Here is a 15,747-nt window from a genome sequence, read left to right on the forward strand (position 1 = left end):
TACTCCCTTGTTCAATCAAAGCTCTTAATTGTTTAACTTCTTGCTTTGTGTATTTAATTTTACCATCATTTACATCAGCACTTATCCTAAATGCTGATGATTTAATTTGATCAAAGTTGGAAGCTACAGTTTTGCGGGCATAATCAACTTGCAATTTGTATTCAATAGAATTTTTTTCCACAGAGTTCATAGTTTTTGTTTCTGGTTTGTTATTTGATGTCATTTTTGAGACCCTCCATTATAGATTAGGAAAAAGTTGGTGAAATTTGCTAATTTTTAAAAATTTTTTGTTTTTTGGTCTTTTAGTTAGCAACCAAAAAACAAAAAAACACCATCATTATCACAAAAATAAACATTTTTTTTGTTTATTTTTGTTTCTTGTTTGGTGTTTTTTTGTGAGCAATATTAGTTCTTTGCCATATCAAAAATTTTAATTTAACATAGAATTAATTAATTGGCTTCTAAGTCTTGAATTTTTAATTTGTTTTACTAGAAATTAAAGCATTAAGAGCATTTCTTAAACGGGTCAAAGCTGCCTCTGCTCGAATTTCCTCATTAATACTTCGTGCATGGTCCAATGCATTTATTAATTCATTTTCTACTTGAGTCTTTGTTGTACTTTGACCTTGAGGTTCGTGCACTTCTGCATCATTGATTAAATCTTTTAACGCATTTAAATTAGGTGCAGCTGGTTGTTCTCTAAAATTAATAATTGCAGCATCTAATTGTGTCTTAAGACTTTCTGCTTCTGTAGTTGTTGTAGCTTCTTCACAAACTCGAATCAAACGACCTAATTCTTGTTTAACTGCTGGAGATTTTTTTCTTCCTTCAACTGAATAAAGTAGGTCACAAGCAGCGTCGTGTGAATTTTGTAAAGCAACGAAACTTGATGTTTCTGGTGTTATGATTGCTTTTTTAAAATCTTTAATAGCAGTTTCTAAAATAGCATTCATTGTACTGAATTCTGTCTCATCTTGCATATCTTCAACATCTTGAATCTTTTGTTGCAAAACACTGGTTGCAATTGGATTAGATGTTAATAATCTTGAGGTAATTAATTTTCTTACTTCAGCAATTAATTGCGTCTTTACAGAACTTTCGAAAGTACTAATAGCAGCAGTCAATGTTGCTTTTGCATCACCAACTTCATCTTCACTAGCAATTTTTTTAGCCACATTAATGGCAGTTTGAAAAATTCATTTAGCACCAGATGTTGCTGTTGAGTGTTCTACAAGAGATTTTTGAGCTTTTGTAATTTCCGCTTGCAAGGCATCGTATTTTGGGGTGGTTACACCATTAAACACATTAACTGCTTGAACCAATGCTGTTTTGCCATCTCGGGCTGTATCTTCACTACTAATTCTTTCGGCTGTGTCAATTGCAGCTTGCAAGGCATCTTTAGCAATTTGTGCTTTCTTTACACCATTATTAAGAGTTGTTTTAGCTACTCCAATAGCTGTTGCTAAAGCTTCTAAAAGTGGTGTGGTAGCATCGTTAAAGGTATTAATAGCAATGTTTAATGTTGCTGTTGCATCACCAACTCCATCTTCACTATTAATGCTTTCAGCGATGTTAATTGCAGTTTGCAAGGCTTCTTTATCTGATTGTGCTTTTTTTACACCAGTAATAGAACCAAGAGCTGTTTTGGCTGCTCCAATTTTTGCTCTTAAAGTATCTAAAAGTGGTGTTTCCAATGGTGCTTGAATAGTAATTACTAATGTGTTCTTAATTAATTTTGAGTTTTTACTAGAAGCAATAGTAATTTGTGCACTTGCTCTCGCACCATCATCTGGCATAGTAATTGTATAATCTGTATCTAAAACTAACTTAGTTCCCCCTTGAATTAAAGTATCTAGTTTGGTTTGAATTATAATTTTGATTTGATCAAGATTCATTCCCCCTCTAATAACAATGTCCTCTATTTTTGAAATGTCTATTCTAGAATCTTTGTGACGATTAATGCAGGCAACAGTGCTTGAACAAGCAAAACCCATTATCCCAATACTTCCTAATGAACTTAATATTTTTTTCATAATTTTCTCCTTTTGTAAAATGTCCAAGATGTAATACTATAGATTTTTATTTTCTTGTGTAAAACAAAACGTCTTTTTTTAAAAATTTTTTTAGTGGTTAGTAGTTATTCAAATCAATTAATCAATAAAAAACAAGCCCTATTGTGCTTGTGAAGTAAAATTGACAGAAAAAGAAACGCTCTTTTTCTGTCAATTTTATTTTAGATGTTCATTATTTCTTGTTTTTTGTTTTAAAAAAAGTTGAATTTTTTCTTGGTATTCTTCATTTAAATCTGCTAAAACCCGAACATGTTCAGGACCAGTTGGTAATCATAAAAGGTCTTTGGGGTTGTTTCTTATTTGATACATGGTTTCACTTGCTTGATAAGGAATAAAAGAATCACTTTTAGAATGAACAAACATTGTTGGTGTTGGGTAAGTAATGTTTGGTATTAAATCATAAGTTCGCGGATCTAAACCGGTTGCTTTTTGAAAACCAGCACGAATAAACAAATTAGTAAACATTCAATTTAGTTTGGATAATTGGTTGCTGCGCCAATTTAATTGATGATCTAAATTAGCAAAACCGCAATCGGCAATAATTCATTTAATTGCTTTTTGGTGCACACCTTTTTGGCCATATAAAATAGCTGTTGAAGCACCCATACTATTGCCAATTAAACCCAATTCTTTAGCTTGGTAAGTTTTTTTAAGATAGTTAATGATTTCATCAATCATGACAATGCTTGAATAACCAATATCGGTTTTCTCTCCATAACTGGCCCCATGAGCAAAACTATCAAAAGTTAAAATACTATACCCAAGATTATAAAAATGCATCACTAAGCGCAACCCCAAATATTTATTTTCAGTTCAACCATGTAACCCAATGACTCATTTCTCAGGATTATTATTAACTAATTTTAAGGCACTAATTTCACCTTGATCAGTTTTGATTTTAAAAGTTTCAATAAAATCAATTGGGATTTCTAAATCCATTTGTTTATCATCTAAATCCGCTAAAAATTCTTGGATGTTATTGTTTCGTTCATAGGTGAAACAATATTTTAAAAACTTATGTTTAAAAATCAAAGCGATCACGAGCGAAAATGGCAAGGTTATGATAACAATTAACATCCTTCATCAGTTATAAGCAAATTTATGCATCGTAATCCTCCCTTGCATGTTAATCATGCAACCATTCATTTACTTAATGATTATAAATTATAAAAATTTTTTGTTTTTACTTATCAAGGAATAACAAAAAATTTTCTAATTCTGCAATTTCTTGCTGATTATGTAAATGATGTTGATTAAAATAATCAATTAAATCATGCACTGAAACCAATGAATTTAAGATTGTCGCATGGTTTTCAAAATTATGTTTTGCTTTTTCTAAACCATAAGTCATAATTGATTGCACACCTAACACTTCTAACCCGGCAGCTTGTAAAACAGTGACTGTATTTAAGCAACTAGAACCAGTCGAAATCAAATCTTCAATCACCACAACTTTTTGTTGTGGTTGATAAATCCCTTCAATTTGTCTCCCAGCTCCATATCCTTTCGCTGCACTACGCACATAAACCATTGGTAAGCGCATTTTTTGAGCAATCATTGCTGCTCAGCTAATTCCCGAACTTGCCACACCAGCAATCAACTTAGTTCCAGGATAATTTTTGTTGATGCTTTCAATAAAAGCATCAACAACTTTTTCACGAGCTCGGACATCACCAGTTAATAAACGTGTATCACAATAAATTGGACTCTTAATTCCACTTGTTCAAGTGAAGTAATTTTTAAAATTTAATTGGATTGCCTCAGCCTTAAATAAGGCTTGAATAATTGCTTGTTTTTTATGCATCTTTTTCTCATTCCTTTTTGATTTCTAAATAAGTTTGATAAGGATTGTCACTATTGGTGATTTCCCGACCAACAACAATATAATCACTGCCAAAATCTCGAGTTTGTTCAACAGTCGCTACTCTTTTTTGATCACTATGACTCGCTTTGTTGCGAATCCCGGGGGTTAAACATAAAAATTCTTGACCGAATTTTTGTTTCAGTGCCACAACTTCTCAAGGCGAACAAACCACACCATCTAAATTAGCTGTTTTGACTATCTCAGCAAAATCCAGTGTTTGTTCTTTAATTGTTTTATTAACTTTTCATTGTCTGAATAAAACATCTTGACTAATTGAAGTCAAAATTGTGACTCCAAAAATTTTGGTTGGTGCCCCTTCTTGATCAACAATTGTTTTTAAATTTTTTAACATCTCAATCCCCCCAGCAGCATGGACAGTAATGATTTCTGGGTTGAGTTTGACCAGGTTGCGCACAGCATTTTCAACAGTGTTGGGAATATCATGTAATTTCAAATCAATAAATAATTGATGCCCTTGATTTTTTAAAGCAATTAAAACTTGCGGACCACATTTGGTAAATAGTTCTAAACCAACTTTTAAAAATAATTTTTCATTTTTAAATTGCTTTAAAAAATCATTTAATTGTTTTTCATCAGCAAAGTCTAAAGCGATTATTGGTTTTGATTTCATTTTCTTGTCTCCCTCACTTCTTTAATTAATTTTTCAATTGAATCAATTCCTAGTTCTTTTAATTTGATCGGTAATTCATTTAAAATTTTGCTAATCACAATTGGATCTTTCATAATGGCAGTCCCGATGCCAACACAACTAGCTCCAGCAATTAACATTTCCAAAACATCTTCAGTGGTGCTAATTCCACCAACTCCAATAATTGGTAAATCAACAGCATTTGAGACATCATAAACTAATTTTAAAGCCAATGGTTTAATCGCAAACCCGCTTAATCCACCAGCCCCATTGACAAATTCTGAGGCTCTAGTTGTTAAATTAAATCGCATTCCTGGTAAAGTATTAATCATTACTAATGCATCAACGCCAGCTCTTTGACAACTTTTCGCCACTTCAACAATCGTATAAGCATTAGGACTTAATTTCACAAAAAGCTTCTTCTGAGTTAAAGCTCTTAACTTAGTTAAGATTTGGTAAACATATTCAGGATTACTATCAAAAACAATATGGTTATTGTTGACATTTGGACAAGATAAATTGATTTCAATCGCATCAATTCTTTCTTCATTATTTAACGTTTGAATGATTTGGACTAATTCACTTTCAGAATTACCAGCCACACTAACAATCAATGGTGTATCAACAGTTTTTAAAAACGCCATTTTTTTGGCAATAAATGCTTCCACCCCAACATTTTTTAAGCCAATTGAATTAATAAAACCACCATGGTAATGTAAAAGTTTTTGACCAGTATTTCCACTTCTGGGTGCTAGTGTAATTGTTTTAGTAGTAATTGCTCCTAATGTTTTAATATCTAAAAATGTATCTAAATCTTCGCCATAAACTAATGGTCCAGCGGCAATAATCAATGGGTTTTTTAACGTTAAATCCCCAATTTTTGTTGTTAATTTTGTTTTCATCTTATTTACCTTCCTTGCCAAAAACTTTTGTTCCCTTAATGATGACCAATTGGTTTTCCCCATATACTTCTTGTTCGAGGAATGGTGTATTACTTTGTTTTGATTGCAAAGTTTTTTTGCTAATTTTATATTTTTTATTTAAATCTCAAACCACCAAATTAGCACTTGCACCAACTTTGATGTCATTAGCATTCAATCTAAAAATGTGATTTGGATTAGTATGCATTTTATCAAGTAATTGCACCATTGATAAAATGCCAGTTTTGACTAAATGGGTGTACATCAAACTAAATGCAAACTCAATCCCAACCATTCCAAACAAAGCATCACTAATTGGTTGGTTTTTTTCTTCTATCGCGTGTGGTGCGTGATCAGTGGCAATACAATCAATCGTTCCATCTTGTAAACCCACCAGTAAAGCCAGACGATCAGTTTCACTACGGAGTGGTGGATTAATTTTATAAATCCCATTATCCGTTTGAATGATTTCAGAAGTTAATAGTAAGTGGTTTGGTGTCACTTCACATGTGATATTGATGCCATGCATTTTTGCTTGGCGAATCAAATCAACTGCTTCTTTGGTGGAAATATGCCCGGCATGATAGCGAACTGTTTTGCCTTTTAATAATTCAAGATCTCTTCCTAACTGCAAGTATTCTGAAGCTTGGTCAAAAGTAGGAATGTCATGTTTTATTGTAAAACTAGTTTGATCAACCATTCCTTTTTCTTTGATTGCTTCGGTTTCAAGATGGGTGGAAATCAAAACATCATTTTTGGCCATCTCTTTTAAGATTTTATTCATGGTTTTGGTATTTTGAATACCAAAACCATCATTGGAAAATCAATTTGCACCAACTTGTTTCATTGCTTTAAAATCAACTAATTGGACACTTTTTAAACCATTAGTGACAGCTCCCATTTGATAAATTTTAATCACCGAATTCTCATCAAGTAACTTCTGAATCATTTGATAAGTTGCTGGATTATCTGGAATCGGATTGGTATTCGCCATTGCTAGAGCAATAGTCACTCCGCCATGCAATGCTGCTTGATTAAAGGAATGTAAATCTTCTTTGTATTCAAAACCTGGTGTTCTCGTATGGGTATGCACATCAATTAAACCTGGTGTTAAAAAGAAGTTTTGACATTCAATCACTTCTGTTGTTGCGTTTGGTTCAATTACATTTTGAATTTTGCTAATCAACTCACCTTCAATCAAAATGTCTTTAATCACTAGTTTTCGATCTTCAATGAAACTAATCTTTTTTAGTAAGATACTCATTAAAATTTATCCTTGAAGATTGTTTTTAAAATTGCCATTCTCATAAAAACACCATTAGCCATTTGCGCAACTAATCTAGATTTGGGCGCTTCAATTGTAGCACTACCCATTTCCACATCACGATTGACTGGGCATGGGTGCATCACAATCGCTTTGTCTTTTAATTTGGCATAGCGTTCATTTGATAAACCATATTTTTCTAAAAAACTAATTTGTTCAAATTCAGTTGGGTCGTGACGTTCTAATTGCACTCTTAAAAACATCACCACATCTAATTGATCAATCATTGTATCAAGATCAATAAACTGACCAAATTGATTAAACTCTTTGGCAATATATCATTCTTGTGGTCCTGCAAAATAAATGTCTGCTCCTAAACGTTTTAAAATTTTCATATTTGAACGAGCTACTCGTGAATGTTTTAAATCACCAACAATCGCCACTTTTAAACCTTCAAAATGATGAAATTCTTCATAAATTGTCATCAAGTCTAATAATGATTGAGTCGGGTGTTCTCCTGATCCATCTCCCCCATTAATAATTGATAAATTGATTGTTTTAGATGCCACTAATTCTTGGTAGTATTCCACTTGACTATGACGAATCACAACGGCATCCATTCCAATCGCATCCATCGTCAATACTGTATCGTATAAACTTTCACCTTTTTGCACTGCACTAGAAATCGCATTTAAATTAATTGTTTCCAGCCCTAATTTTTTTTCTGCCACTTCAAAACTTTTGTGAGTTCGGGTTGATGTTTCAAAAAATAAATTAGCAACGAATGTTTGTTGTTTAACTTTTTGGTGTTCACCTTTTTGATCTGCTATTTTAAATTTTTCTGCTAAATTGATTAATTCCATAATTTGTTCATTACTTAATTGTTCAATAGTTAATAAGTGTTTTAATTGTGTTTTCATTTTTTCTCCTAATTTATAAAAAAAGAACAGATTAATCACTCACGATTTGAATCAAGTCTTGATTATCAATTTCTGATAATTGAACTTCAACTCTTTCGTTGAATGATGTTGGAATGTTCTTTCCAACAAAATCTGCTCTAATGGGTAATTCTCGATGTCCGCGGTCAACTAAGACAGCTAAGGCAATTTTTTGAGGACGATAGTTTGTTAAAATGCAATCTAATGCTGCACGCACTGTACGTCCTGTGAATAAAACATCATCAACAATCACAACTTTTAAATTATTTAAATTTTTAGCAATTGTAAAATTATTTGATGTTTTACGCATGTCATCGCGAAAATCAGAAATATCTAATTCGATAACAGGGATTTTCACATTTTCAATTTGTGCAATTTTTTCAGCTATGCGTTGAGCAATAAAAATGCCGTTAGTCTTAATGCCTGCCAAAACTAAATCAGTTGTGCCTTTGGCACTTTCAATAATTTCATGACACATACGACTAATTGCTCGCTGGATTGCTTGTTGGTCTAATAATGTTTTATTCATTTTGCTCCTGAAGAAGTATTCCATCAAAAATGCCTACTCAAATAATTGAGTAGGCAAAATAAAATGTCTGATTGAATATCTTACATTCCTTTTTTGCCTCTCTGGACTCAATTAAAGGATTACTTCCAAATATTAGTATGCTACTTTGATCATGATTTGTAAATAACTAATGCAAATGTTTTAATTTTATTATCTTTCAACTTAGAGCATGGCAAGAAGACTTATCTTTAATTTGATGAAGACAATGATCGGTAATGTTGTTTGATCATGAGAAAGCACTGTTTTAGTTGCCTCAACCCCCACTTATACAAATAATAATCAACTATATCTCAGCTATTGAAATATAATAAATCTAGTAAAAAATGATTAATTAGATGGTTGTTTAATAATCATTTAAATCATGTAAAAACCACCTATTTATAGTGGTTTTGTGGTTTTTGTGGTTTGATTTTTGGTCATTTTTGATAACTTATAAAAACAAAAGAGCATTAAGGAATTGTTCCTCTTTTTTTAACTTTTGCCTTTCTTTTTTTCAAGTCCATTTTGCATAATTTAGTACTAATATCCGCATCTTTTGTTTACTCTTTAGCTGTTCTTTTTTTGTTTTTAAATCTTTATTTACTGAAAAATATCTTGCATATTATACTCTTGTCAATAAAAACCCTTTATTCTTCAAGTGGAAAAATCAATACTTTGTAAGTTTAATTTTCTAAATCAACAAATTTGTTGATTTATGTTTTACTTAAAATTCTGCAAAGGTATACAAATACTTTTAAATTCTTTAATCCAAGCCAGAACAACAAGAGATTTTAAATCTTTATAATCGATCTAAATTTTAAAAAATAAGCTAAATTAATCCAAAAATGATTGCTTAAATGATTGGTTAATAATCATATAAATCAAGCAAAGCCTCATATAAATACTGGGTTTGTGATTTTTTGGGATTTGGTTTGTGATTATTTTTATATTGTTATTATCTGAACAATGACTTGTGATATTTTGTTGACCCTTTAGCTTTTCTTTACTTTTTAAATGCCATTTTTATTTCCAAACTCACAGAAATCACAATAAAAAAGTGAGTTATAATTTATAATTGAAATAGAAATGGAGTTGAAATATATGAAAATATTTTGCTATGGTATGCAAAAACCAGAAATAGAAATCTTCAAAAAATCAAATGAAAAATATAATTTTGAATTATCTTTTACAAATGATTTATTAACAGAAGAAAATATGAAAGTTTTACCCGAAGGAACCGATGCCGTTATTTTATTTGTTAACTGTAATGCAAGTAAAAAAGTGTTGGAATTCTACAAAAGCAAAGGTGTAAAATACGTTGTCACTAGAACTGCTGGTTTTGACCATGTTGATTTAAAAGCAGCATCAGATTTAGGATACATTGTGGGAAGAGTGCCTGCTTACTCACCAACAGCTGTAGCTTCACTTGCTTTTGCAGATGGAGTGAGTTTAATTAGAAAAAATGCTTATATGTTTGATCAAACAAGAAATGGAAATTTCAAAGTTGATGAAAATATGTTTGCTAGAGAATTTAGCAATTTAACAATTGGAATTTTAGGAACTGGAAGAATTGGTTATGAAGCTGCTAAATATTGAAAAGGTGTGGGAGCTAAAGTTATTGGTTATGACCTATACCCAAATAAACATGCCGAAGAAGTTTTAACTTATGTCACACAGGATGAATTAATTAAACAATCAGATCTTGTTTCCATTCATGTGCCATATTTTAAAGGTCAAAACGATAATTTAATTAATAAAGACTTTATTAGTAAAATGAAACCAATGAGTTCAATCGTCAATGTTTCAAGAGCACCATTAGTTAACTTAAAAGATGCTGTGGAAGCAATTAAAGCTAATAAAATCTTTGGTTATGCATGTGATGTTTTTGATAATGAATCAAGTTTAATTAACAAACAATTAACAATGGATGCTATTAAAAAATTGAATCCAACTTTAGAAGAAGCAATTTCACTATACCCAAGATTGCTTATTTCTCCGCATGTGGCTTACTTTACAGATGAAGCTGTGAAAAATATGGCTGACATTTCATTCAAAAATCTTGATGAACTAATAAAAACAGGAACTTGTGAAACTGCACTAAACCCTGTTCAAAAATAACATTACTTAATGTATTTAAATTTAACAAGTTCAATAAAGGAAATAAAAAACTAAAAAAATATGATTCCATTACGGGTCATATTTTTTTAGTTAATTTTCTTTTAATGGCTTTAATATTCACGCCTTTTGTAAATCTTAATATTACTTAATTAATTTTGTGTTATATATCTCAATCCTAATTAAATAGCACCAAAAATGCCAATTGATATTCCAATTAATCCACTAACAATGACTCAAAATGGTAGAGTAACTATTGAAGCTAAAATTGTGAGTGATGTTGCTTCAGAAACCAAAGTTGGTTCTCGTTCATAAACAATCGCATAACCAACAATGGCTGTGGCTGTGGGACTAGCGATAATTGCAACCAGCAACATTAACAACATGGTAGAAATTTGAAAACCACCAGTTGCATAACCAATTCAGGCAAACAAGGAAACAAGCAAAAGAGTTAAAAAAGGAATTAACATATTTTTGATAAACACTGTGTACCAAACGATTTTGTTTTTCAAAGCAACTATCAAATCACTTTTAGCAATCACTGCCCCAATTGCAAACCAAGCTAGTGGGCTTGCTAGAGCACCAAGTGTTGACAATAATTTTCCAACTCCAGGAATGTAGGCATCAATTCTTGTGATTGATACCATTTTTCCACCCTCTTCAAGATTAGGCACAAAAGCAATACCCGGAATTAGTTGAGAAATTCAAAGAATAAATCCTAAAGTAGTTGCAATTAAAATCGGATTTAAAACAATTGCCTTGCAATTTTCTCAACTAAATTTATATTTATATTTTTCTTTATTTAGATCATCAGCTATTGCTTGTTTATCCAAAATTGGTTTTTTAAAGTAATAAAGTGCAGCGGTTGCTAAAAACACATGAAAAGAAACTAAAAACATACTTGACATCGTTAAGAGTTCTTTATCTTTACCAGGGAAGGTTGCGGCTAGAATTGGATAACCAAAATATAGTGCTGAAGGAAAAGCTACGACCATTGCCAAAGAAATTTTTGCAGAAGGTCTAACTTTATAAAAGAAAAAATGGGAACCAAAAGTGGCTAGAGTGGCATAAATAATACCAATCCCCATTGAAACAAATGCTTCAGTTAATTTCGCACTATCAATATCAACTAAAAAACTATTAAAAACCATTAAAGGTAAAGCGAGATAAACCACAATTTTGACAATAATTTTTTCTCAATTATTAGTTAGAAATTTTTTTCTTTGAAAAAGAAAACCTAAAGCAATGATTAAAATGACCGCTACTAAGAGTCCTCAAAATCCAAAATTACCAAAGGTGTTATTTATTAAATCTTTTATAGTCATACTATTTCATAGTATACACACCTCTTTACTCTTAATACAAATTTTCTTATTTTGGTTGTTTTTGGTTGTTTTATGCCCTTTATGGTTTATGATTAAAAATGAGGTGAAGTGATGCTACGTGAAGAGAGAATAAAATTAATTTTAGATTTTGTGAACCAAAAAGGTTATTGTACAAATGAATTAATCTCCAAAGAACTAGGGATTCCTTTCACCACGCTAAGAAGAGATTTAACAGACTTACATAATGAATCTAAATTAAGAAGGGTTCATGGTGGGGCTGCTACAATTAAAGAAAAATCAATCTTAGAGACTAATTTACATGAAAAACTTGCTTTAAATATTGAAGCAAAAAGAAATATTGCTCAAAAAGCATTAGCTTGTATCAAGCCACTAGAAACAATCTTTTTAGATGCTGGATCAAGTACTTATTATTTGGCTGAATTAATTAAACCAGAATATAACAATAAGGTTTATACTAATTCAATTATCAATGCTCAGATTTTGGCAAAAAATGCCATTCGAGACATTTATTTGCTACCTGGGAAATTAAAATTATCAACTGGGGCAATTTGTGGTATTGAAACTATTCAAGCTTTAACTAAATATAATTTTGATGTCGCTTTTTTAGGAATCAATGCCATTGATAGTGCTTTTAATTTTTACACAACTGATGAAGATGAAGCAGAAATTAAAAGAACAGCTATAAAAAATTCACAATTTACTTTTGGTTTAGGTGATAGTTCAAAAATGAACTCAAAATCATTTGTCAAATTCAGTGATAAAAAAGAAATAGCATTAATTAGCGAGGGAAATTAAATGATTTATACATTAACATTAAACCCAGCGATTGATCACATCATTTTGACTAATCAAAAATTAGAACTTTCTGTGACTAATTATTATCAAGATGAATACCAAGTTGTTGGTGGAAAAGGAATTAATGCTGGAGTAATTTTAAATAACCTTGGTGTTCAAACTATGGCAATAGGAATTTTGGGTGAAAAAAATAAAGATATTTTTTTCGATAAATTTAAAGAAATCAATTTAAAGACAAAATTCTTTTTAAATAGTGGTTCAACAAGAGTTAATTACAAAATAAAAAATTTGGCTTCAAAACAAGAAACAGAACTTAATGGGCTTGGTTTTGAAACACAAACAGAAATTTTAAACCAACTCATCTTTTTCTTAAAAGAAAATCTTAAAAAAGAAGATATTGTTGTTTTAACAGGCAGTGTTGCAAGAGGTATCTCTTCAACAATTTACCAAGAACTTGGTCAACTCGCAAACGAAAAAGATGCAATTTTCATTTGCGATGCAAATAAAGAATTATTATTAAATGCTTTAAAAGCCAAACCATATTTAATCAAACCAAATTTAGAAGAGATTTGTTCAACTCTAAATTTAGAATTTAAACCAAAGATGAATTTAGAAGAGATTAAACCAATGGTTAGGCAATTGCAAACATTAGGTGCCCAGAATATTCTAGTGAGTATGGGGAGTCAAGGAAGTCTTTTTTTTGATAACAAAAAAAATATTTATAAAGTCGGAATTGCTCATGGTGAATTAATGAATTCTGTTGGTGCCGGGGATAGTATGTTAGCTGGGTTTGTTTATGGTTTAGCCAAAAAACTAACGATTGAACAAACATTACAATATGCCGCAGCTAGCGGTGGTGCTACTGCATTTACTAAATGAATTGCAACTAAAGAAATGATCGAAGAATTAGTTGATCAAATAAATATTGAAAAAATAGGAGGATAGAATGGAACTACAAGATTTGTTTAATAAAGAGATTAGTTTTTTTGAAGAAGATTTAAAATCTAAAGATGAAGTTATTAATTTTTTAACAAAAAAACTTAAAGAACAAAAATTTATTAAATCTATGGCAGATTTTAAAACTGCCATTTACAAAAGAGAATCTGAAGCTTCAACTGGGGTTGGTGATGGAATTAGTATCCCGCACGTCCTAAATAAAACTGTTTTAAAATCTGCAATCGCTTTTGTTAAATTAAAAAACAAAATCGATTGACAAGCACTTGATAATCAACCAGTTGATTTGGTGTTTATGATTATGACAAACGGGGAAGATGGGGATGAACATCTGACAGCTTTAGCTGGATTATCAGGTTTCTTAATGAAACCAGAAGTTCAAACAAAATTGAGAAAAGCAAAATCAATTAAAGATTTAAAAACAATTTTCACTCACAAAGAAGAAAAGAAAGAAATTGCAGCTAACGGACATTATGATGTGATTGGAATCACTGCTTGTCCAACTGGGATTGCTCATACTTACATGGCAGCAGAAAAATTAGAAGAATATGCTAAGTCATTAGGAATGACTGTAAAAATTGAAACCCAAGGTCGTCGAGGAATTGAAAATAAATTAACTCAAGATGATATTAATCATGCTAAAGTAATTATTTTAGCTCATGATAAAGCATTGGAAGGCTTATCAAGATTGAATGGAAAACAAGTGATTGACACTCATACGAAAGATGCAATTTTTAACGGTACAGAGTTGATTACCAAGTTTGCAACTAATAAAAATTTAAAAACAATCCAAGCAGTTGGAGGACACCAACAAGTTGGTGAATTAACCTTGAAAAAATTCTTAGATTTCAAGGGAAATCTGCTTGGCGGAATTTCGAGAATGCTTCCATTTGTCGTGGCTGGAGGGATCATTTTAGGGATTGGTTTCTTAATTGATTTTGCCATTGGGAATGGTAGTTCTGGAGGTGACTTCGGAGTCCAAAGTGCAGCTGCTGGTTGATTCTCAGCGATTGGTAAATTATCAATGAGTATGATGGTGCCAATTTTAGGTGGATATATTGCTTACTCAATAGTTGGTGTGCAAGGATTGATGCCAGGAATTTTGGCAGGATTATTCTCATCAAATATTATGGGCTTTGCTTATGGTGGAGCTGGCGCTTGAGATAATCTATGAGGAAAATTAATTCCTGGATTTATAGTTCAAGAATCTGGGTTCATTGGAGCCATCATTGGGGCTTACTTAGCTGCTTTATATGTTTATGGCTGAACTAAAGCAATGAATAAATTCCCCAAATCATTAGCTGGGGTGAGAGATATTGTCTTTATCCCCGTTGTCTCATTGTTATCAATTGCTATTACAATGTTTGTTTTAAATATTCCTTTAGGATATTTAATGGGAGCAATCAGTGATGGCATCAAATGATTAGCAGCACATGATTTAATCTTAATAGTCTCAACATTAATTGGCTTTATGATGTGTGTTGATATGGGCGGACCAGTTAATAAAATTGCTTATAGTTTAGGAGTTTTATCAGTTGGTGGAAAATTGGTGCAAAATGATACTACACATGAGCAAACAATTATTATGGCAGCATCGATGCTGGCTGGAATGTTACCACCATTAATGATTGCAATGTCAACAATTATTTTCCCAAAAACTTGAACAGCAAAAGATCGTGATGCTGCCAAAGCCAACTGATTAATGGGTGCTTGCTTTATTTCAGAAGGAGCAATTCCATTCATGGTAAAAGATCCAAAACGTGTGGCTTTCAGTGCGATGCTTGGGGGGGCAATTATTGGATTACTGGTTGGATTACTAAAAATTAAATTAGGTGCTCCTCATGGAGGAATCTTCGTTTTTGCTTTATTAAATACATCATTAATTGATGGGGGTACTTTAACCTCTGCTTCAATTGGAGTTGGGATTGGGGTTGCTTTATCAATCCTAATTGGTTCAAGTTTAATTAGTGCGACAGTTTTAGGATTATGAAGATCAAAAGATATTAAAAAAGGAAAACTAACATTAGATTCTACAAATGGTGTTAAAGAAAATCTTGAATTAAAAATTAAACATTTCCAAGGCAATCTTGATTTAAAGAATGCTGAAGAAAAACTAAAAAACTTAAAAGAAAAACTTACAAAATACAAAAATTTTGAATTGGAATTAAAAGCAAAACAAACATTGCATCAACAAACAATGCTTGAAAAAGAAAGAATTCGTGCCGAGAAAAAGGCAATCAAAGCTAATCAAAATTAATTATAAAAAATGACTATCTTCTATGA

General features: G+C 31.4%; 14 protein-coding genes. 4 read left to right on the forward strand and 10 right to left on the reverse strand.

Features of this window, described 5'->3' with window-relative positions:
• From P695_RS05540 to pyrR, 9 genes are all read right to left on the reverse strand, one after another.
• Positions 1 to 223 (reverse strand): hypothetical protein (locus P695_RS05540; protein WP_035026416.1); only part of this gene is annotated, 223 nt, incomplete at its 3' end.
• Positions 224 to 476: 253 nt separating this feature from the next.
• Positions 477 to 2,033 (reverse strand): hypothetical protein, encoded by a 1,557-nt coding sequence (locus tag P695_RS0103410; protein WP_028126861.1) that lies wholly within the window; start codon positions 2,031 to 2,033, stop codon positions 477 to 479.
• A gap of 195 nt (positions 2,034 to 2,228) precedes the next feature.
• On the reverse strand, positions 2,229 to 3,179 hold the full coding sequence (locus tag P695_RS0103415) for an alpha/beta hydrolase (protein ID WP_051437376.1): 951 nt from the start codon (positions 3,177 to 3,179) through the stop codon (positions 2,229 to 2,231).
• 76 nt (positions 3,180 to 3,255) lie between these two features.
• Complete coding sequence (gene pyrE, locus P695_RS0103420; protein WP_028126863.1) at positions 3,256 to 3,876, reverse strand: orotate phosphoribosyltransferase; 621 nt, start codon at positions 3,874 to 3,876, stop codon at positions 3,256 to 3,258.
• Positions 3,869 to 4,567: an orotidine-5'-phosphate decarboxylase gene (pyrF, locus tag P695_RS0103425; RefSeq protein WP_028126864.1), complete on the reverse strand. Its 699-nt coding sequence runs from the start codon at positions 4,565 to 4,567 to the stop codon at positions 3,869 to 3,871. Before pyrF ends, pyrE begins: the two co-directional genes overlap by 8 nt.
• On the reverse strand, positions 4,549 to 5,487 hold the full coding sequence (locus P695_RS0103430; RefSeq protein WP_028126865.1) for a dihydroorotate dehydrogenase: 939 nt from the start codon (positions 5,485 to 5,487) through the stop codon (positions 4,549 to 4,551). Before P695_RS0103430 ends, pyrF begins: the two co-directional genes overlap by 19 nt.
• Before the next feature lies 1 nt (position 5,488).
• Positions 5,489 to 6,769 carry a dihydroorotase gene (locus P695_RS0103435; protein ID WP_028126866.1) on the reverse strand — a complete coding sequence of 427 codons (1,281 nt, stop codon included), beginning with the start codon at positions 6,767 to 6,769 and terminating at the stop codon, positions 5,489 to 5,491.
• On the reverse strand, positions 6,769 to 7,689 hold the full coding sequence (locus tag P695_RS0103440) for an aspartate carbamoyltransferase catalytic subunit (RefSeq protein ID WP_028126867.1): 921 nt from the start codon (positions 7,687 to 7,689) through the stop codon (positions 6,769 to 6,771). The genes P695_RS0103435 and P695_RS0103440 overlap by 1 nt, the downstream gene beginning before the upstream one ends.
• A 31-nt stretch (positions 7,690 to 7,720) precedes the next feature.
• Positions 7,721 to 8,236, reverse strand: a complete 516-nt coding sequence (gene pyrR / locus P695_RS0103445) for a bifunctional pyr operon transcriptional regulator/uracil phosphoribosyltransferase PyrR (protein WP_028126868.1) — start codon at positions 8,234 to 8,236, stop codon at positions 7,721 to 7,723.
• Between the two features lie 1,119 nt (positions 8,237 to 9,355).
• On the opposite strand from pyrR, the gene P695_RS0103450 reads away from it, so the two are divergent.
• Positions 9,356 to 10,372, forward strand: a complete 1,017-nt coding sequence (locus tag P695_RS0103450; RefSeq protein ID WP_028126869.1) for an NAD(P)-dependent oxidoreductase — start codon at positions 9,356 to 9,358, stop codon at positions 10,370 to 10,372.
• Positions 10,373 to 10,551: 179 nt separating this feature from the next.
• Here P695_RS0103450 and P695_RS05910 read toward each other — a convergent pair whose 3' ends face one another.
• Complete coding sequence (locus P695_RS05910) at positions 10,552 to 11,694, reverse strand: AEC family transporter (RefSeq protein WP_051437377.1); 1,143 nt, start codon at positions 11,692 to 11,694, stop codon at positions 10,552 to 10,554.
• A 111-nt stretch (positions 11,695 to 11,805) separates the two neighbouring features.
• On the opposite strand from P695_RS05910, the gene P695_RS0103460 reads away from it, so the two are divergent.
• The 3 genes from P695_RS0103460 to P695_RS05550 are packed head-to-tail and all read left to right on the forward strand — an operon-like array spanning position 11,806 to position 15,721.
• Positions 11,806 to 12,510: a DeoR/GlpR family DNA-binding transcription regulator gene (locus P695_RS0103460; protein ID WP_028126870.1), complete on the forward strand. Its 705-nt coding sequence runs from the start codon at positions 11,806 to 11,808 to the stop codon at positions 12,508 to 12,510.
• The gene (gene pfkB / locus P695_RS0103465) at positions 12,511 to 13,455 is read left to right on the forward strand and encodes a 1-phosphofructokinase (RefSeq protein WP_028126871.1); all 945 of its coding nucleotides are present in this window, start codon (positions 12,511 to 12,513) and stop codon (positions 13,453 to 13,455) included.
• Between the two features lies 1 nt (position 13,456).
• Positions 13,457 to 15,721: a PTS fructose transporter subunit IIABC gene (locus P695_RS05550; RefSeq protein WP_084331606.1), complete on the forward strand. Its 2,265-nt coding sequence runs from the start codon at positions 13,457 to 13,459 to the stop codon at positions 15,719 to 15,721.
• The last annotated feature ends 26 nt before the right edge of the window (positions 15,722 to 15,747 follow it).

Source organism: Williamsoniiplasma lucivorax ATCC 49196 (genome assembly GCF_000518285.1).
GTDB lineage: Bacteria > Bacillota_I > Bacilli_A > Mycoplasmatales > Mycoplasmataceae > Williamsoniiplasma > Williamsoniiplasma lucivorax.